We start from the raw sequence: 18,324 nt of genomic DNA, 5'->3' as shown, positions 1-18,324 counted from the left end.
CGATCTTGGGAAGCCCGCACCGTATGCGTAGCATTGGTGTCGGGAGGATGTCACGTAGAAGCAAACCTGATATACTCTGGTTTTCACTCGTCCCTGTTTTTTCCCTTGTGCCTGCTCTACTTGCGACGAATGACGGATAACAAACTGTATGGAAATTCTCTCGGTTACGCTGAAGAACTTCAAATCCCACAGCGATCGCCACTTTGTCTTTCAACCGGGTACGAATGCGATCTGTGGCGAGAATGGAGCAGGCAAGACCAGTATTCTGGAAGCGATCGCCTGGGTCTTGTTTGACTATTCTGGCGATTACACCAAAGAGGATCTAATTCGCAACGGGTCCGGCAGTGCCCAGGTACAAGTTGCCTTTGTTTCCAATCGGGATGGGCGCACCTATGAAGTTCATCGCTGTACTACCAAAAGTTATACCCTGTACGATCCGCAGCTTAAGGAACGTCTGCCCTACAACCGAATTAAAGAGGAAGTACTGCCCTGGTTGCGGCAACATTTGGGGGTTTCACCAGGAACGGATTTGAGTCAGCTTTTTTCCAGCACTATTGGTGTTCCTCAAGGCACTTTTGCGGCTGATTTTCTGCTGACCAAAGAACGACGCAAGGCCATTTTTGACAAAATCCTGAAGGTTGAAGAATATCAGCACACCTGGAAAAAATTGGCAGACCTGGAAAAGTATGCCAAGACACAGGTGGAGGATTTGGAAAAAGAGATTGCTCGGTATCAGGCTGACCTGCAGGAACTAGAAGGGCTGAATCAAAAGCATCTGGAACAGCGGCAGGAGATTGAACAGGTACAGGCCAATTTGCAGCAGGCCCAGCAACGATTAGCCGACCTACAACGGGAGCGGGACGAATTGAGTAGTTTGGCGGCTCGATCGCAACAACTCGACCTGCACCTTACCCAACTCCAACCTCGCCTGCAAAGCCAAGCTAAACACTTAGAGCGATTACAGAAAGATTTGGAAACTGCAGAAGTTGCCGCTGCTATTTGTACCAAAAATCGAGAGTCCTACCAAATTGTGCAGCAGGCTGATGCTACCTTGCGCGAACTGGAACAACAGCGCGGTCTGGCCGAGACATTGCAACATCAACTGCGGCAGCAGACAGAACAATTGAGCGATCGCCAGCAGGAACGCACCAAATTGACGCTGCAATTGAACCGTTTAAAGGAGGCGGCTCAGGAAATTCAGCACTTAGAACCTCTGGCCCAGCGACAAATGCAACTGGAAACCATTCAGCAAACCGTCAGTCAGCAGTTACAGACCTGCACCGTTTTGCGGCAAACTTTGCAGGAACGAGAAAAACGGTTGGAACAACTGCAGGTTCGCCATGCTCAAATTGGGCAGCAGATTCAGGAATTGCAGGCGCTGCAACCTGCGATCGCAGAAATTTCTGACCTGGAACAGCAACAGCACTGCTATCAGGAACAACTCAGCCGAATTGCTGCCGCGACTCAGTTTGAAGCCGATCTGCGGCATCTCTGGCAACAATCCCAGACCGCAGGCGATTGCTTCCTGACCCAGACCCAGCAGGCCAAAAAGACTGTCAAAGAATTACAACAGGCTGTTCCTTTATGGAGTTCAGCACTGGCAGAAATTCTCACGGTTCTGGAAAGTGGGCAATCCTGGCAAAAACAGATGCACGCTGCACTGAACGAAATTCTGGCTGATTTAAGCGCACAAGCTTCTCCCGAAACCCTGGCTCATCATTTACAACAGGTACAAACTCGACTGCAAACGGCACGTCAGTATCAGGCCAGGTATGCCAACCTGGATCGCTGGCTGACTAATCAGAGCCAACTTGAGACGGAAATGGCTGAATTGCAGAGCAGTCTGACCCAATTGCAAACCCAACTGGCACAAGAGCCTGTTTTACAAGATAAGTATGCTCAACTGGCCGAAGAATTAACACGCCTGGACAATCCCAGAGGACGGCTGCGACTGCGGCAGGAAGAATTACAGCAGGAAGCGGCGTTGAAGTCTCAGATGATGGAAGTTTGTGCTGCCTGTAGTGAGATTGAACAGGCGATCGCCAATCTGAAGCAGCAATTAACCGAATTCAGCCGCCTTTCCGAGCAAATCCAGGCCCAGCAAGCTTTACGAGCCGCCCATCGAGAGGCTTACGAAATTTACGTCAAAAATCGGGAAGTGGCTAATTCTCGCAAGCAAAAATATCAGCAAGTGCAGGACGCGATTGCCGAGTTGCAAGCATTGGAGCAGCAACAGCAGGATTTAAATGCTGAACGCGATCGCCTGCGTCAAACTTTTGACCCGGACTACTTCCAGGCCGTGCAACAGTCTTACCAGGACGCCAAAGACCAAACCGTTGCGCTGAGCGCCCGATTACCGGATATGCTGAAATATCTAGAGGAACTGGAACAGCAACTTCTGCGATTAGCGTCCCTGCAAATAAAACTTACCGAGGCTCAAACCCAGCTAGAGCAAAAACGCAAAACTGAGCGGTTTATTAAATTTGCCCGCAAAGCCTACAAAGAAGCTGGCCCTCGGATTACGGAACGCTACATCCAGACTATTTCGCGAGAAGCTGATAAACTCTTCCGGGAGCTGCTCAACCGCTCCAATGTCAATCTGCAATGGACGCGGGATTACGAGATCTTGATCCAGGAAAGTGGTCACCAACGGCGATTTGTGAATCTCTCCGGTGGGGAGCAAATGTGTGCTGCTTTAGCTGTTCGCCTTGCCCTGCTGAAAGTGCTGGCCGATATTGATATTGCCTTTTTCGATGAACCCACCACCAACATGGACAGAACGAGGCGAGAACATCTAGCCGAAGCGATCGCTAATCTCAAAACCTTCCGTCAACTGTTTGTGATCAGCCATGACGACACGTTTGAGAAAATCACGGAAAATATCATTGTGGTCGAACGAGAAGGATAGGTATATTCCTGTGTACAGCTTAGTATGAGGCAAAGGATTTTAGTTCAGTATCATTGCCCGAATGCCTTACCCTTGCTTAGACAGGAACCATTGCGGGTTCAGTAGCCCAGCGACCCATTGCATTGCCGATTACCGCTAATTCTTGCATCAGCAGATCGAAGCGATCGGGTGTAAGGGATTGCGGTCCATCCGATAGGGCTTTTTTGGGATTGGGATGAACTTCAATCATCAAAGAGTCGGCACCGGCAGCAATAGAGGCGGCAGCCATCGAGGGCACATATTCCCATTTGCCGGTTCCATGGCTGGGATCAATCATGATCGGCAAGTGAGTCAACTGGCGGAGTACTGGAACTGCCGCCAGATCCAGGGTGTTGCGAGTGTACTTGCTATCGAAGGTACGAATTCCTCGTTCACAGAGAATCACATTCGGGTTGCCTGCGGCCAGGATGTACTCTGCAGCCATTAGCCATTCTTCGATCGTGGCTGACATCCCGCGTTTCAACAGAATGGGTTTATCCTGTGCGCCGACTTTTTTTAGCAGGGAAAAATTTTGCATATTGCGGGCACCAATCTGAATTACATCTGCCACTTCTGCCAGTGGCTCCAGGTCGGCGGCATCCATTAGTTCTGTAATGATCCCCAGGCCACTCTCTTGCCGCGCTCTTGCCAGCAGGCCCAGGGCACTTTCTCCATGTCCCTGAAACGCATAGGGAGAGGTGCGCGGCTTGAAAGCTCCTCCCCGGAGAAACTTTGCTCCTGCTGCTTTCACCCGTTGGGCCGTCTCCACAATCATGGTCTCGTTTTCCACCGAACAAGGGCCTGCCACAATCACGATCGAGTGATGTTCACCAAAGTAGACGGGGCCATTGGGGGTAGGAACTATGACCTCGCTGGGTTCTCCATGCCGATATTCCCGACTGGCCCGCTTATAAGGCTTCTCAACCCGCAGCACTTCTTCAATCCAGGGACTGGCTTCCTGAATCTGCAGCGGATCCAGGTCAACCGTTTCCCCAACCAGACCAATCACAACCTTATGCTTGCCAACAATTTTTTCCGGGCTAAGCCCCCAACTGGCAAACTCTTCCGTCAGACGAGTCACTTCAGCTTCGGGCGACCCCACTTTCATGACGACAATCATGCTGCTTATCCTTAAATGATGGGTGAGTAGAGAAGGATGAATCGAGTGTCTATCAACGGAAGATTCAATTTTTCTGTTTGGCAGTTCGCCAGGATTCCACAGTCCGGCCAAAATTGACACGAAACTCGCTCCAGCCCAGCCAGTTTCCCAGACGATCTTCGTCCCAGGAGGCGGACAGAGCACCATAGCTGAGGCCCAAAACTCCCAGCCCAAAACAACCCAGGCTAACCAGAAAAACAACGACCGTTGGCAGCTTAAAGATGTGCTGGCTGACGATGATGTAGCTAACCACAAACGTCAACATTCCCATTGCTGTAGGGATGCCACAGAAGAAGGCCATACGACGGGTCATCCGTTTGGTGATGACTTCGGGAATACCCGTTGCCGCTTTCTGAGTGGCACTTTTCTCAGCAGCTGTACCTTTCCCCTTAGACCCATCCAACTTGGCTGATTGTCCAGCATTATCTTTGCTGGAAGCCGCTGCCGGAGCAGCTTTTTTAGGAGCTTTTTTGCGATTTTGAGCAGGCTCAAAGGGAAGGCGAGACTTTTCCTCAGCAGTACTCTCCTTGGAAAAGCCTTTGGTGTCATTTTTGGGCCTATTGCCTTGCTTGCTGTTACCTTTAGCCTGCCGGGAGTCCGATGCCATAGTGTGCCGTTCCTGAATTAACCGCGAATTCCCAATCTACCGATCAAAGCTTTGTAGCGATCGCGGTCTTGCTTCTGGATATAGGCCAGCAAGCGCTTGCGTTGACCGATCATTTTCAGCAAGCCCAGGCGAGAAGAGTGGTCTTTTTTATTGCCTTTCAGGTGTTCACTGAGGCGGTTGATGCGTTCGGTCAGCATCGCCACTTGTACATCGGCGGATCCAGTATCCGTTTCGTGGATTTGGTATTCCGAAATCAGTTCTTGTTTGCGCTGTTGCAGCAGAGCCATGAGCAGTATAAACTTCCTATCTTCATCAAGTCAGCAGTCTCTGATCATACCATAGGGATTTGGGAGTTGAAGGTGTTATTCCATGACCCAGGTAGAAAAAGGCAGGAGGCAGCAACGTTAGAACTCAAGCAATCCCTCTGCCTTTTTGCTTCTGCCTTATCGGCTCAACCAGGCGATCGCCTCCCGGATCCACTCCTCCGGGTCTTCCTGCTTTGAGAGAGCCGTACTCTGACCCACGGCCTCCAGGGCTTGAGCAATCTCACTGTTGGTATAGCCCAGTGCCAGCAATGTCATTTCTACATCTTCTTGAATACTCAACACTGGTCCTGCGGCTGGAACCGGCATCACCCCAGCCTGCTGTCGCCATTCTGCCAGCTTCGATCGCAATTCCAGCGCAATTCGTTCTGCCGTTTTGCTGCCCACTCCCGGAGTTTTAGCCAGAGCGCGGGTATTGCCCGTGACGATCGCCTGCACCAGATCCTGCAACCCCAGGGTATCCAGCAACGCCACCGCTAGTTGCGGCCCAATCCCACTGACACTCACCAACTGCCGGAATAAATCCCGCTCTGCCGCCGTCCCAAAGCCGAACAACGTCATTCGATCTTCCCGAAATTGCAGATAAGTAAAGATCTGCACCAACTCCCCCACCGCAGGCAACTGCATCAACAAGCGCGGCACGATCTGCACATCGTACCCCACCTGATTCACATCCAGCGTCAGCACCACCCGATTCCCATGCTTCTGAATGCTGGCGATCGTCCCCTTCAGGTAGCCAATCATGTATCCCCAATCCCCGATCCCCTACTGCGGTCTAGGGAAATCCGAAGCCGGACGGAAATTCTCCACCGGAACCCCCTGCAAAGCTCGTTGCATAAAGTTGCGCCAGATGGGAGCAACGTAAGTTCCGCCTGTAGCCCCGTAGCCAATCGGGGAGTAATCATCATTACCGGCCCAGACTGCAGCTGCCAGTTGAGGGACATAGCCGACAAACCAGATGTCTCGCTCCGATGAGGTGGTGCCAGTTTTCCCGGCAGCGGGGCGATCGAGGGCAGCAGAGGTTGCCGTACCACTCTCAATGACACTCTGAAGGGTACTGTTCAATGCAGCCGCAGCCCAGGGATCCAGAACTAACTGAGGTTTAGGGGTATTGTCGAGCAAGACATTTCCGGAACTATCTGTGACTTGAACAATAAAGGTGGTTTCAGAATACCAACCATTGCTGGCAAAGGTGGCAAAGGCTCCGGCCATTTCTAGAGGAGTCAGATCCACAGCACCTAATGGCAAAGACACCACAGGTTCGATCGGACTGCGAATCCCTAACGTCCGACAAATATCAATCACTTTATTCAAACCAACTTCCTGCCCTAGCTTAACAGCAGGAACATTACGAGACATAGCTAATGCTTGACGGATGGAGATAGGGCCAGAGAAGGAACCATCATAGTTTTGCGGGTAGTACATTTCATAGCCATCGGGATAGCCAACTGGACTGTCATCCACGATGGAGTCAGGGCTGTACTTGCCGGAAGCAAAAGCAGCGTAGTAGACAAATGGTTTAAAAGCGGATCCAGGCTGACGAAGTGCCTGAATTGCCCGGTTATATTGGCTCTTGTGGTAGTCTACCCCACCCACCATGGCCTTGACAAAGTGAGTGCGCGGATCGACAGCCACTAGCGCCATCTGATCCGCATAGACACCCTGAGCCAGCAAACTTTCATGCCCTGCTTTGACGACATCCTCCGCCATCCGCTGAAACTTGGTGTCAATGGTAGTCTGAACTCGCATCCCTCCCTTGAGGACGGCATCTCGTCCAAACTTGCGGGTCAGTTCCTGCACCGTGGCCTCGGTCAGATAGGGAATCTGACTGGTTTGAAAGGAAGTAATTTTGCCTAATTTGAGCGGTTGTTTGAGAGCTTCACTGGCTTCGCTGGCAGTGATCCACTTCAAGTCCACCATGCGGTTGAGTACTTGCTGTTGCCGCTGCTTGGCTGCCTTCGGGTTAACAAACGGACTGAGGTTTTCTGGGGCCTGAATCAGGCCAGCCATCATAGCCGACTCAGCCAGGGTTAAATCGGCGGCAGGTTTACCAAAGTAGCTTTGAGCAGCGGTTTCAGCCCCATAGGTGTTGTGGCCCCAGTAGACCTGATTCAGATACATTTCCAGAATCTGATCTTTGGTAAAAATTTGCTCCACCCGCATCGACAGGACAGACTCAGCCAATTTGCGGCTAAAGGCTTGTTTCGGGTTGAGAAATAGGTTTTTCACCAATTGCATGGTCAGGGTGGAACCCCCTTCCACCGTTCGTCCTTCCGACCAGTTGGCACGAAACGCCCGTACAACAGCCCCTGGGTTAACTCCGTGATGCTGGTAAAAATGGCTGTCCTCAATGGCGATTACGGCCCGCTTCAAATGGGGAGAAATTTTGTCGAGCGGAACTACTTCCCGATTTGCCTCTCCATGCAGACTGGCAATCAGTTTCCCCTTAATGTCGTAAATGTGAGTCGTTTCTGTGGGGGCATAGCTGCGGAGAACGCGCACATCAGGCAGGTTGCGGAAGCTGATGGCTAAACCAACCAGTCCGCCTGCAAATACCGAACTGATGAGCATGGTCATTCCCAGCAAGGTTCCCCCAGTGACTTTGCCAACGGCTCCCGCAAAGTGAAGCAGGGGGTCTTGATCAGAGGTTTGGCGTTTTTGCCGAAGGGTGTTAGAGGACACGACCGTTTTCCTGTAAGAGCAGTGGGCTAGATAATACCTTCAGAGAAGGAAGTTGTGAATGTTTTTTCTGGAAAGAACTCTTACCAATAACTCTTTTCATATAGATAGAAGTGATTCAGAAAGATATGGCTGCACGATAGCATACTTTAGCAAAAGAAAATCTGGGACTGTTAGGGGTGGCCACTAAACGGGTTAGAGTAAAGTTCGGTGGAAGTGGGCAGGGTTTTTGATGCCGTTTCATAGCTCAGCCGCGATCGCCTTCAGGAATCACAATAAAGTACTTTGAGTTTTATTTAGGCTGTGTCAGGTGATAGCTCTAATATTCCCGATCGAGATGTAGGGCAATGCCTGAGCGTGAAGCATTACGCTGCGCTAACACATCCTACGGGAGAGTTCAGAGTTATTAAATCTGTGATCCTAGAATTTTAGTTAACCCCTTTCGTGAATGTTAAGTTAGCCCGTGAGTGAAAAAGCCACCCTTGATCCGCAATCGTTAACCCCCAGTTCCTCGTCTTCTGTTGTCGCAACTTTGGACTGGCTCAACCGGGGCACCAGCGAGATTTTTCCCAATCAGCCTGATTCCAATAATCCTGATGAAAATCTGGTACAGCGGTTGTTGAACAGCGATCGTCCGCTGCGCGTCAAGTTAGGAATCGATCCTACAGGTTCTGATATTCATGTTGGCCACAGCATTCCTGTGCGAAAGTTGCGGGCCTTCCAGGATGCAGGCCACACGGCTGTTTTAATTATTGGGGATTTCACGGCCCGGATTGGCGATCCTACTGGCAAGTCAGAAGTACGCCGCCAGTTGACTGCAGCGGAAGTCGCCGCGAATGCTAAAACTTATCTGGATCAAGTCCGTCCAATTCTGGACTTTGACACGCCCGGACGGTTAGAAATTCGTTACAACTCCGAATGGCTATCTGCTCTCGATTTGGCCAAGATTCAGGAGTTGCTGGCGACGATGACCGTTGGGCAAATGCTGGCCAAAGAAGGGTTTGTGGAACGCTACGAAAAAGGTAATCCCATCTATCTGCATGAATTTCTCTATCCCTTAATGCAGGGCTATGACTCTGTTGCAGTGCAGGCGGATGTGGAACTGGGAGGCACGGATCAGAAGTTCAACATTGCCGTGGGACGGGATTTACAACGCCATTTCGGAATGCGGCCTCAATTTGGGTTATTGTTGCCGATTTTGATTGGCACCGATGGTGTGCAGAAGATGTCCAAATCCTTGGGCAACTACGTGGCGCTGACGGATGATCCGTTGACGATGTACTCCAAACTGGAAAAAATCCCCGATCATCTGTTGCAACAGTATTTCGAGTTACTGACCAATCTGCCCCTCGATCGCCTCCCGGACAATCCCCGTGAGTGCCAGAAACTGTTGGCCCTGGAAGTCGTCTCGCAATATCACGGAAAGGAAGCCGCTATAACTGCCCAGAAGGCGGCTGAGGATCTGGTGAAAGGGGGGGGCAAAACCCAGACTGATGTGGTGCCAGAATTTTCCCTGGCCTCGGTACAATTTCCAGCTAAACTCTTTTTCATCGTCAGTGCTAGCGGTTTGTGCAAGAGCAGTTCCGATGCCCGTCGGCAAATTCAAGGGGGAGCGGTGAAGCTGGACGGCGATCGGGTCGATCAGGTCGATCTCACCTTTGCATCCGCCTCTGATCTGATTGGACGCACTCTCAGCGTCGGCACCAAACGCTTTGTCCGCCTGGTGCAGTAAGGAAGATGCAGTAAGGAAATAGGGAGTAGGGAAGTGAAGTGGGTGAGTGGGTGAGTAGGTGAGATAATGCGAGACGACTTGCTGTTTAGTCATCCTGCTATCTGATTACCCTAATCCCCAATTCCAATCTCCAATCCCTGATGCTCGATCTCTCAAAGTAGTTTCCCCCGCGATGCAGTTGTCCTCCTCAGTTCGAATTCTGTTTGCTCTGGCTATGGCTCTGAGTCTTTCGGCTTGCAATAGCAAATCTTCCCAATGCAGCAGACTCTCCTCGGCGATTAACAAAATTCAGCCGATCGCCCAACAGTTTCAACAAGAAAGCAAGAATTTTGAAACTGCTGCCAAAGCTGCTGGAGCCAAAAACGATCTGAAAGCCTTTAAAGCGGCTGCTACCAGTTCGGCACAAGAATTCAACACCTTAACCGAGAAGATGGACGAGCTAATCCAGGAGATTCAAGCTTTGAACTTGAAGGATGAAACGCTAATTGGTTTACAGGGGCAGTATGTGGAAAATGCAAAAGCCACTAACTCGACTTTCAGGGAAATCAGTTCTGCTCTCACTACCATTGGCGAGAGCAACAACTCGGCGGAAGGACTGAAAAGTAGCCAGCAAGCAGTCACTACTGTAACTCAGACGACCAAAAAATTGAGTACTCTGGTTCAGGAAGAAGGCAAAATGGTGACGGACTTTAAAAGCTACTGTGAGGGGAAGAAGTGAAGATCGCCGATCGGATTATTGTGCCGCTGGATGTGCCAACAGATGAGGAGGCGATCGCACTGTTAGATCAATTACCACAGGTAACCTTCTGGAAGGTGGGGTTAGAACTGTTCGTAGCCAGTGGCCCCAGAATTTTGCAGGAACTCAAGTCGCGCCAGAAGCGGATTTTTTTAGACCTGAAGTTTCACGATATCCCTAATACAGTGGCGGGAGCCTGTCGATCAGCGGCGCGGTATGGGGTGGATTTGATTACCGTGCATGCGACGGCGGGCAAGGATGCGCTGAAAGCAGCCCAAGCAGCAGTGGAAGCAGGAGCCGCAGAAGCCGATCAGTCAGTGCCTCAATTATTAGCCATTACAGTTCTAACTAGTTTAAGTGCGCGATCGCTGGCCTTTGAGTTGAAAATCCCCCTGGAATTGCCAGAATATGCCCTGCACATGGCGTTAATGGCTGAGGAATGTGGCTTTCCGGGTGCTGTGTGTTCGCCCCAGGAAGTCAGTCATCTACGGCAAGCCTGTGGCGATCGCTTCCTCTTGGTTTGTCCGGGGGTTCGTCCGATCTGGGCCATTGCTGCCGATCAGCGTCGTACCTTGACTCCGCGAGAGGCTTTTGAAGCAGGAGCAAACTATCTAGTCATTGGGCGACCGATTACGACTGCCGCTGATCCCAGTGCTGCCTTTCAACAAATTTGTGAGGAGAGTTTCCCTTTTTGACCGTTGGATAGCGAATTCGGCGGGAAGGGGGTTGCCCTAGAGTTCAATCGGGCGGCTTTTTGCGCAGTTTGGGCGTGGGGGTAGGTGTGCCAATCAACGCTAAAACGGATGCAAAAACGCAGTTTGACCAGGGGATTTTTAACTCAGCGGAAGGGTTCGTGGATCATCGAGTTTGGCTGCTTTTCTTTTCTAATTAGTCTAAACTCCAGATCAATTTCAATCAGATCCAATCTCCGACCCCTAATCTCCACTACCTCCTTACCTCCTTTTCAAATCCTGCAGTCAACAGGTCGTTTAACTGTTATACTTGGTTTGACTCGGATCTATGCGATTTCAACGCCCAAACCTTGTCAGGACCGGAAGGTAGCAGCAATACGGGATGCTTGAGATAGGCGTAGAATCCGGGTCTCTTTTATGGAAAGAAATTAGATGGGTGCCCACTTCGCTTCATCAGGTGCCTGTTGCTTTCAGAATCTTGGATAAAAACCAACTATTTGACAAATGACGAAGAATGAAGCACAGTCTGCTGGATTCGGTTTTCCGCAACAAAATCAGATGGGCAGTCGATAGGCTTTCTGCGTATCCTAAAGGCAGAAGCGATCGCAATTTGTAGAGTGCTCATCAGTCGGAAGGAGTATAAGACGCTATGGGTTTGGGTGATTTAGTTCAGAAGGCAGTTTATCTGGGCGTTGGCTTGGCTTCTCTGGCCAGTGAAAAGGCGACCGAAAAGCTGGCAGAGTTGCGCGTTCAGGTGCAAAAGTTAGCCGATGAAATGGTGGAGCGGGGGGAAATGACCACCGAGGAGGCTCGTCGCTTCGTGGATGACATGCTTAACAAAGCGCAGGAAAGTGTTCCTGCTAAGCCTTCTACATCGCGGCCTGCTGAACCCAGACGGATTGAAATTTTGGTAGAAGACGAGCCTGTGACGTCTACTACATCGCAAGTGTCAGAAAATGATGTGGAAGAAATGCGACGACGAGTACTGGAATTGCAGGAAGAACTGAGACGGCTCAAAAATAATTAAACCTTATCTAAGTCCAAAGGCGTAGTTTCTCTGATCGGAAAACGATCATCCTCTAGCTGGACTTGGTTTAGGAGATGTCTTGAAGCTATTTCCAGGGAAGGATGTGAGTTAAGATAGCTCCATTGCTCCAGTATTGCAATTATGAATCGGCAACCCCGTCTGAGAGTGTCATGGACAGTTGGTTAAGAGAATTTTTTGAGATGATGCAATCCGTAGTGGATGACGTTGAACAGTTTTTGACCGAGGTTTCCAAAGAATTTGAGGGGATGGTAGACGTGGTTTTTGATGCCTCTGAAGCGATCGCTGCCCAGGTGCAAACCACCCTCGCCCCTGACCTGGAACAACGGATTGATGAATTCTTTGACCCGATTCTGGAAGCCTATCTGGATTGTGAAGTGGCGATGATCGAAGATACTGTGCAACCCGTTGTCCATACTGTCGAGCCAATGTTGAACAACCATCCTGCCTGTGTTGGCTGTCATCACTACCACGGACAGGTGTATAACGGTGTGATGTTGGTTTGCGGAATGCATCCCTACGGCTGGGAAGGTGAGAAATGCCCGGATTGGGAATCAACCTGGAAAGGGCAGGAGAGTGGAGAATAAGGGAAAGAAGTGTCCTACTGGCCCTTGGCCTTTACCGATCGCGAGGGCATAGCGGAGGGCCGTTGTCACGTATCCTTTAGCCGCACGGGTGGCTGTAAGGGGAGGATGACCAAGAGCAAGATTGGCCGCGATCGCCGCAGATAGGGTACAGCCTGTGCCATGCGTGTTCGGAGTATCCACAGTCGCGGTTTGGAGGATTTCTAGCTGCTGGCCATCAAACCAGACATCTACGCCACGCAAGTTGCCTGCCATCCCGCCACCTTTCACTAAAACTGCTTTCGCTCCCTGCTGATGAATTTGCTGGGCAGCCATCTGCATTTCTTCCAGAGTCTGAATTTCCATTCCCGTGAGAATTTGAGCTTCATAGCGGTTGGGCGTAAGAATGGTGGCTTTGGGGATGAGGGCAGTTCGCAGCGTGGCGATCGCATCATTATCAATCAGTTGCGCTCCTGTGCGAGAAACCATCACCGGATCAATCACCAAATTTGACAATCCCAGGGCTTCTACCTGTTCAGCTACGGTGGCAATAATCGCTTGATTCAGCAACATCCCAGTCTTTGCCGCCTGCACGCCGATATCAGTTACCACCGCTTCCATCTGAGCCGCTACCGCTTCCGGTGGTAAAGCATCTACCCGGTTTACTCCCAACGTATTTTGGGCCGTAATGCAAGTCAGAGCACTGGTGCCATGCACTTTATGAAAAGCAAACGTCCGTAAATCTGCCTGAATTCCTGCCCCCCCACCGCTATCCGATCCGGCAATGGTGAGGGCTACGGGGATGGTTGGCATCAAGGAGTTGGGCATAGGAGAGTGAGGAGTAGGGGAAGAGTTAAAAGGGAAGAAGGAAGAAGGAAGAGGCAATAGGGAAGAGGGGATGAGTCGGTGCCCTCCCCCCCTCCATCTGCTATGATAAAAAGAAAGTGTTAAGAAAAATTTCAACTATGAAGCTGACCTGGATTGATCTGAATAGCTGGATCTTTCAACTGGCTGGGAAAACCGTGCTGGTCGATCCCTGGCTGGTCGATTCGATGGTGTTTTATGGTCAGCCCTGGTTATTTACCGCTGCTCATAGTACTCCTCCAGCTTTTACACCTGAAACCTTACCCCCCATTGATGTAATTCTGCTCTCTCAGGGATTGGATGATCATTGCCATGTGCCAACCCTGGAAAAGCTGGATCGATCGCTGCCGGTAGTGGCTTCTCCAACGGCTGCTAAAGTCGTCAAAAAACTAGGCTATCAACAGATTACGCCTCTAATGGCCTGGGAGGAAACCACGATTGCCCCCAATCTGCACATCACAGCCATCCCAGGGCCAGAGATTCAACCCGGACAGACAGAGAATGGCTACTTATTAAAAGATCTGCAAACGGACAAAACCCTTTACTACGAACCGCATCAGTTTCCTTTTCAGGCTGCTGAACGAATCGGCAAAGTTGATGTCGCGATCGCCCCCGTGATTGGCCAGATCTTTCCCCTGTTGGGACAGGTCGTGATGGGGCCGCAGCAAACCCTGCAAATGCTACAAGCACTCCATCCCCAATTTTTCCTACCCACCACACGGGGAGAGATTCGCGCCACTGGCCTCTTACCCATGCTGACCCAGAGTGTTGGCAGTGTGGAAGAATTTCGCGATCGCCTGATCGCCTCCGGTCTCTCCACCAAACTGCTGGTTCCCAATCCTGGGGAAAGTGTTGAGTGCTAAGTTTTGGGCTTTAAATCTTACCCAAGTCCAGAACCGTAGTTTGTCTGATCGGAAAACGACCGTTCTCTAGCTGGACTTGGTTTAGGTTGAAAAATCTAACTCAAAACTTAAAACTTAGTCCTTAAACTCTCACCTTGGTGGTCGTCGTCGTTGCAGGAATTCTGGAATATCCAGTCCCGGCTTCGTGCGATCAAGCGGACTGGGAGATGGTGGTGGGGCAATCGGTTGACTGGGAGATGGGGGCGGTACAGGTCGCTTCAAACCAGTTGGTTGAATCATCTGACGAGCCTGGGGTTCTCCTGTAAATCCGGTAGCGATCACTGTAATCCGCAACTCGCCTTGTAAGCGTTCGTCAATCACGGCACCAAAAATAATATTGGCATTCGGATCGACGACTTCGTAAATGATTTCTGCTGCCGCATTTACTTCATGCAGAGTCAGGTCACTGCCACCCGTAATGTTAAAGACTACACCACGAGCACCATCGATCGAGGACTCCAGTAGGGGAGAGGAAATCGAAGCCATAGCGGCTTCTCGTGCTCTCGATTTACCCGTGCCAATGCCAATTCCCATCAGCGCTGATCCGGCATCTGCCATCACGGCTCGCACATCGGCAAAGTCCACGTTCACCAGACCCGGAATGGTAATGATGTCCGAAATGCCCTGCACGCCCTGACGGAGAATATCATCCGCCGCCCGGAATGCTTCCTGGACAGGAGTTTGTTCGGAAATCACCGAGAGTAATTTATCGTTGGGAATCACAATCAGGGTGTCTACACGGCTTTGCAGCGCTTCAATGCCTTCTTCCGCCTGACTACCACGCCGCCGCCCTTCAAAGGTAAACGGACGGGTGACAATTCCAACGGTCAGGGCACTCAGTTCCTTCGCAACTTCAGCCACGATCGGAGCGGCTCCGGTTCCAGTACCGCCCCCCATGCCTGCAGTGATAAAGATCAGATCGGCACCCTCCAGAGCCGTCGCAATTTCATCCCGGGACTCCTCTGCTGCCTTTTGACCGATCGCCGGATTTCCGCCTGCACCCAATCCACGAGTTAATTTCTGACCAATTTGTAGCGGGTGTGGAACCGGGGAACCGCTCAAGGCTTGAGCATCGGTATTAATCGACCAGAACTCAACTCCTGCTAGGTCACTGGCAATCATCCGGTTGACAGCATTCCCTCCTCCTCCGCCAACCCCAACCACTTTAATCTTAGCTACACTGCCTGGCACGATTTTATTACTCCTGGGTTCTTCTCCAACTAGCCCGTTTGTATTTATCCCCTGATGGCTATGGGAACTGGAGGTATGGAACGAGCTTGCATCACCTGTCGCCAGAGAAAAGTTGGGTTGTCCATCGGGGCCGGAGCCTTGGTGATTATGTCCTAAGCTGTTATTAAGTGTCATTGGAAATATGAGGCAACTAACTTAGCAATAAATGTCATCTGAAGTCAGATTAAGTACAAACAACTTCCCAAGCTGAGCGACATTGATCAACTATAAGGTAAGTCGTTTGAAAAACCAAACCTGCTGAAAATTTGGCAAAGTCTCACAACCTCGGTAGTGGCTGGCTTTAACACAATAAGTTCCCTCACAGCTTGTCACCATCATTTACTTTTTGGGCTAGGGATTGTCAGATTTAACAGATTCTTCCACCTTTGATGACTCTTTCGGAGCTTCTCTGGAGGAAATCAGTTGAAGCGTTGGACTGGTAGGGTTCCTGAGATTAATAAATTCAATCTGACTCGGACTGATCTGGTTCGGCAGTTTCCGCATTCTATCCAGGGTTTTAATCTGCTCGGGAAAACGCGACCCGAAGGAACCTAAATGCACTACTCCCAACTCAGTTTTAAGAACGATATTGGCAGGATTTTGAATGTCAATTTCAGTAATTTTTACGGGACTGCGACTGGTCTCCCAGTATAGTTGGGGCCAGATAGCATGATAGTGGTCAAAATTGCCAATGACCTTCAGATCAGGGAGTTTCATGGAGCGAGTAATGGCTTCATAATTCTCGATTTGAATTTGCAGACCATTCTGGTCCAGCAGCCAAGCTCGCAGAACTCCTCCCTTGTCTCTAGATGTTTTCTGATAGAGGTACTGCAGATCACTTTGGCTAAGCAGGGCGATCGCCACTGGGTAACGTTCCTTAATCCGAATGGTCAGGCTAGGGGGAAAGAGTTGCCGGCTCACTACCACATCGGCAATGGGGGCCTTTGTCATCAATTCTTTTGCGATCGCCTGGGGTTCCAATCGGAGTAAAGATTGGGGATAGGAGATTGGGAGGAGCGATCGAATCATTTGAGATTGAAGTAAATGATTGCCTTCAATCTTTACCTGTTCAGGCTTTTGGATTAACCAAACTGGCAAAGTAACGACCCAAACGGTTCCTCCTGCCAGAGTACAGACTGCCAATGCACGCCAGACTGTCTGTAAAAAACGGACACGACGCTGACGACGCAATTGCTGCCGTCGCTGAGCCAAATCTGATTGAGACAGGGGGGAGAAGCTACCAGTCATACAATCCACCCATTTGCTTTTCTCATTTAATCACTCATTCCATTTTCTGTAAGCTTTAGACAGGAAATAGTGGAATGAAGAGGAAAAAAGGAGAAAGAAAGAATCAGCGATCGGGGATCAGGAATTGGGGGTTGGAGGTCAGGGATTAGACATCAGGGATTAGACATCAGGGATTCGGCATTTGTCCTTGGTCATTTGCTACCCTATCTTCCCTGCCACTCCTCCACCCATCCACTTTTAACTCTCAACTCTTAACTCTTAACTCTTTCCCTAATTCCCAATCCCTAATCCCCATTTCCTTACCCCGATGCTTCCTGTAACTGAATGGCTACTCGCTCACCAAATTCAGGATCAGTGTTGGCTAAACCCAGGAGTTGTAAATATTCCTGGCGGGTTAATCCGGCTTTTTCAATAATGGCCAGTGCCTCCGCTTCAATTTCTTGCTCAATTCGCAGAGATTCCGACTCAGTTTCAGCGGCTTGCAATTCTCCCTCCCGGCTTTCAATTAGCTTCACTACCTGCAGGCAGGCATAGACAAATTGGCTCACTTTCTCCGAGGGAATGTTTCCAGGATCGAGGCTGAGTCGAGTCAAGGTTGGCTGCTGTATGGGGGATTCCAGGGGAGAAGTGGGTAACTCTTGGGCTAAAACAGGAATAGCAGTGAGATGAAATCCCCAAACTAAAGTTAGCAGCAAACAAAGAGCATTCCGAAACCAGCGAATTGTAGAGGGCATTATGAGCTGCATTTGAAGACGTATTTGAGAAAGTGCTGAGAACTGAGTTCTGAGAAAGCGTTTATCCTCAGTCTTTGACACTCCGCAGTGTTCCAACTGAGAATCACAGGTTTAAAACAACCCTTATTCCGGTGGTGTTGCTGCCAGGGATGGATGAGCCGTAGTTTGGGGGGCAGGGGAGTCGGGAAGCGGGGGGCGCAGCACCAGATACACGGCTGATCCCAAAAAAGGGATTAAGGAGGTGGCCCAGAATAACCAACGAGTGTTCCCCTGAGAATAATCCAAGCCATGACGAGCCATATCATCTCCCAACAAAGTGGGAAACAACAGGCAGAGGAGACAAAAATCCAGGCTCATGACATGAATGAAGCGATTCGATCGCCACTGGGCCACAAAGTCTGACCAATTTCCCTGGGCCACGCCATAGATCACCAGAGCAAAGGCTGCGATCGCGATCGCCCCTCCCAACCAGCGAGAATCGAGCAACTTTAACCCGATCGACTTGTGGCCTGTAAACGATGGATTGGGTTCTCGTAGGATCAGGTAAGGCAACAGGCCAAAGGCTCCGGCCCCAAAGGAAGCCATCAGGAATGGCCACGCCCACACCTTCTGCATTCGTCCATCGAATAAGAGCAGACTGCCATAGATCAGCGGCCAGACTCCCATAATGTTAAACAGGGCGATGATCAGGGGATTAATTCCTTCAAACTGACCTCTAGACAGGCGAATAATTAGATCAAAGGTATCAGGCTGGTTGGGGGGGGCAAACCCAAAAGCATACACCAGGCTACCTATCCATAGAATAGTCAAAGCAACTTTTCTCAATAGGCTTCTCTTCATTCCTCACCGTTATCCTGTGATCAATCCAGCTTTCTTCAGTGTAA

The 18,324-nt window shown here is 50.4% G+C and carries 17 protein-coding genes and 1 other RNA gene; 8 read left to right on the top strand and 10 right to left on the bottom strand.

All coding sequences use genetic code 11. The annotated features are described in order from the left end of the window. Nucleotides 1-148: 148 nt before the first annotated feature. The gene (locus tag ACUVQO_RS10295; protein ID WP_445925790.1) at nt 149-2,908 is read left to right on the top strand and encodes an AAA family ATPase; all 2,760 of its coding nucleotides are present in this window, start codon (nt 149-151) and stop codon (nt 2,906-2,908) included. 76 nt (nt 2,909-2,984) lie between these two features. On the opposite strand, the gene aroF is transcribed toward ACUVQO_RS10295, so the two are convergent. From aroF to ACUVQO_RS10270, 5 genes are all read right to left on the bottom strand, one after another. Beyond that, nucleotides 2,985-4,046, bottom strand: a complete 1,062-nt coding sequence (gene aroF / locus ACUVQO_RS10290) for a 3-deoxy-7-phosphoheptulonate synthase (protein ID WP_445925789.1) — start codon at nt 4,044-4,046, stop codon at nt 2,985-2,987. A 64-nt stretch (nt 4,047-4,110) separates the two neighbouring features. Continuing rightward, nucleotides 4,111-4,692 carry a PAM68 family protein gene (locus ACUVQO_RS10285; RefSeq protein ID WP_445925788.1) on the bottom strand — a complete coding sequence of 194 codons (582 nt, stop codon included), beginning with the start codon at nt 4,690-4,692 and terminating at the stop codon, nt 4,111-4,113. Nucleotides 4,693-4,709: 17 nt separating this feature from the next. Then, the gene (rpsO, locus tag ACUVQO_RS10280) at nt 4,710-4,979 is read right to left on the bottom strand and encodes a 30S ribosomal protein S15 (protein WP_445925787.1); all 270 of its coding nucleotides are present in this window, start codon (nt 4,977-4,979) and stop codon (nt 4,710-4,712) included. 156 nt (nt 4,980-5,135) lie between these two features. Next, complete coding sequence (gene ruvA, locus ACUVQO_RS10275) at nt 5,136-5,759, bottom strand: Holliday junction branch migration protein RuvA (protein ID WP_445925786.1); 624 nt, start codon at nt 5,757-5,759, stop codon at nt 5,136-5,138. Between the two features lie 21 nt (nt 5,760-5,780). After that, nucleotides 5,781-7,697: a transglycosylase domain-containing protein gene (locus ACUVQO_RS10270; protein WP_445925785.1), complete on the bottom strand. Its 1,917-nt coding sequence runs from the start codon at nt 7,695-7,697 to the stop codon at nt 5,781-5,783. Nucleotides 7,698-8,157: 460 nt separating this feature from the next. On the opposite strand from ACUVQO_RS10270, the gene tyrS reads away from it, so the two are divergent. The 6 genes from tyrS to ACUVQO_RS10240 all read left to right on the top strand — a co-directional run bounded on the left by tyrS (nt 8,158) and on the right by ACUVQO_RS10240 (nt 12,486). Next, nucleotides 8,158-9,426, top strand: coding sequence for a tyrosine--tRNA ligase (gene tyrS / locus ACUVQO_RS10265; RefSeq protein ID WP_445925784.1), 1,269 nt, complete (start codon nt 8,158-8,160; stop codon nt 9,424-9,426). Between the two features lie 172 nt (nt 9,427-9,598). Continuing rightward, nucleotides 9,599-10,144, top strand: a complete 546-nt coding sequence (locus ACUVQO_RS10260; RefSeq protein ID WP_445925783.1) for a hypothetical protein — start codon at nt 9,599-9,601, stop codon at nt 10,142-10,144. After that, complete coding sequence (pyrF, locus tag ACUVQO_RS10255; protein WP_445925782.1) at nt 10,141-10,857, top strand: orotidine-5'-phosphate decarboxylase; 717 nt, start codon at nt 10,141-10,143, stop codon at nt 10,855-10,857. Before ACUVQO_RS10260 ends, pyrF begins: the two co-directional genes overlap by 4 nt. A gap of 314 nt (nt 10,858-11,171) precedes the next feature. Beyond that, nucleotides 11,172-11,268: signal recognition particle sRNA small type (gene ffs, locus ACUVQO_RS10250), an RNA gene on the top strand. Between the two features lie 235 nt (nt 11,269-11,503). Further along, nucleotides 11,504-11,881 (top strand): phasin family protein, encoded by a 378-nt coding sequence (locus ACUVQO_RS10245; protein WP_445925781.1) that lies wholly within the window; start codon nt 11,504-11,506, stop codon nt 11,879-11,881. A gap of 200 nt (nt 11,882-12,081) precedes the next feature. Beyond that, nucleotides 12,082-12,486 carry a hypothetical protein gene (locus ACUVQO_RS10240; RefSeq protein ID WP_445925780.1) on the top strand — a complete coding sequence of 135 codons (405 nt, stop codon included), beginning with the start codon at nt 12,082-12,084 and terminating at the stop codon, nt 12,484-12,486. On the opposite strand, the gene thiD is transcribed toward ACUVQO_RS10240, so the two are convergent. Next, nucleotides 12,454-13,290: a bifunctional hydroxymethylpyrimidine kinase/phosphomethylpyrimidine kinase gene (gene thiD / locus ACUVQO_RS10235; RefSeq protein WP_445925779.1), complete on the bottom strand. Its 837-nt coding sequence runs from the start codon at nt 13,288-13,290 to the stop codon at nt 12,454-12,456. The two genes, ACUVQO_RS10240 and thiD, sit on opposite strands and share 33 nt — an antisense overlap. 137 nt (nt 13,291-13,427) lie before the next feature. Here thiD and ACUVQO_RS10230 point away from each other — a divergent pair, with 137 nt between their 5' ends. Then, entirely contained in the window at nt 13,428-14,189 is a 762-nt protein-coding gene (locus ACUVQO_RS10230) for an MBL fold metallo-hydrolase (protein WP_445925778.1), read from the top strand. A 129-nt stretch (nt 14,190-14,318) separates the two neighbouring features. Here ACUVQO_RS10230 and ftsZ read toward each other — a convergent pair whose 3' ends face one another. The 4 genes from ftsZ to ACUVQO_RS10210 form a co-directional block, all read right to left on the bottom strand. After that, a complete protein-coding gene (gene ftsZ / locus ACUVQO_RS10225) occupies nt 14,319-15,593 on the bottom strand; it encodes a cell division protein FtsZ (RefSeq protein WP_445925777.1) in 1,275 nt (424 codons plus the stop codon). 216 nt (nt 15,594-15,809) lie between these two features. Further along, nucleotides 15,810-16,706: a cell division protein FtsQ/DivIB gene (locus tag ACUVQO_RS10220; protein ID WP_445925776.1), complete on the bottom strand. Its 897-nt coding sequence runs from the start codon at nt 16,704-16,706 to the stop codon at nt 15,810-15,812. Between the two features lie 299 nt (nt 16,707-17,005). After that, nucleotides 17,006-17,440, bottom strand: a complete 435-nt coding sequence (locus ACUVQO_RS10215; protein WP_445925775.1) for a DUF4168 domain-containing protein — start codon at nt 17,438-17,440, stop codon at nt 17,006-17,008. Nucleotides 17,441-17,563: 123 nt separating this feature from the next. Then, nucleotides 17,564-18,250, bottom strand: coding sequence for a DUF2834 domain-containing protein (locus ACUVQO_RS10210; protein ID WP_445925774.1), 687 nt, complete (start codon nt 18,248-18,250; stop codon nt 17,564-17,566). Nucleotides 18,251-18,324: the final 74 nt, after the last annotated feature.

The organism is Leptodesmis sp. (assembly GCF_052746595.1).
The sequence above is the reverse complement of the archived record's forward strand: the minus strand, read 5'-3'. Positions and strand labels throughout refer to the sequence as shown.

Bases quoted from the DNA above. Each gene is read 5' to 3' on its own strand.
- ACUVQO_RS10295 (WP_445925790.1), top strand. From the start codon at position 149: ATGGAAATTCTCTCGGTTACGCTGAAGAACTTCAAATCCCACAGCGAT.
- aroF (WP_445925789.1), bottom strand. From the start codon at position 4,046: ATGATTGTCGTCATGAAAGTGGGGTCGCCCGAAGCTGAAGTGACTCGT.
- ACUVQO_RS10285 (WP_445925788.1), bottom strand. From the start codon at position 4,692: ATGGCATCGGACTCCCGGCAGGCTAAAGGTAACAGCAAGCAAGGCAAT.
- rpsO (WP_445925787.1), bottom strand. From the start codon at position 4,979: ATGGCTCTGCTGCAACAGCGCAAACAAGAACTGATTTCGGAATACCAA.
- ruvA (WP_445925786.1), bottom strand. From the start codon at position 5,759: ATGATTGGCTACCTGAAGGGGACGATCGCCAGCATTCAGAAGCATGGG.
- ACUVQO_RS10260 (WP_445925783.1), top strand. From the start codon at position 9,599: ATGCAGTTGTCCTCCTCAGTTCGAATTCTGTTTGCTCTGGCTATGGCT.
- ACUVQO_RS10245 (WP_445925781.1), top strand. From the start codon at position 11,504: ATGGGTTTGGGTGATTTAGTTCAGAAGGCAGTTTATCTGGGCGTTGGC.
- ACUVQO_RS10240 (WP_445925780.1), top strand. From the start codon at position 12,082: ATGATGCAATCCGTAGTGGATGACGTTGAACAGTTTTTGACCGAGGTT.
- thiD (WP_445925779.1), bottom strand. From the start codon at position 13,290: ATGCCCAACTCCTTGATGCCAACCATCCCCGTAGCCCTCACCATTGCC.
- ACUVQO_RS10230 (WP_445925778.1), top strand. From the start codon at position 13,428: ATGAAGCTGACCTGGATTGATCTGAATAGCTGGATCTTTCAACTGGCT.
- ftsZ (WP_445925777.1), bottom strand. From the start codon at position 15,593: ATGACACTTAATAACAGCTTAGGACATAATCACCAAGGCTCCGGCCCC.
- ACUVQO_RS10220 (WP_445925776.1), bottom strand. From the start codon at position 16,706: ATGACTGGTAGCTTCTCCCCCCTGTCTCAATCAGATTTGGCTCAGCGA.
- ACUVQO_RS10215 (WP_445925775.1), bottom strand. From the start codon at position 17,440: ATGCCCTCTACAATTCGCTGGTTTCGGAATGCTCTTTGTTTGCTGCTA.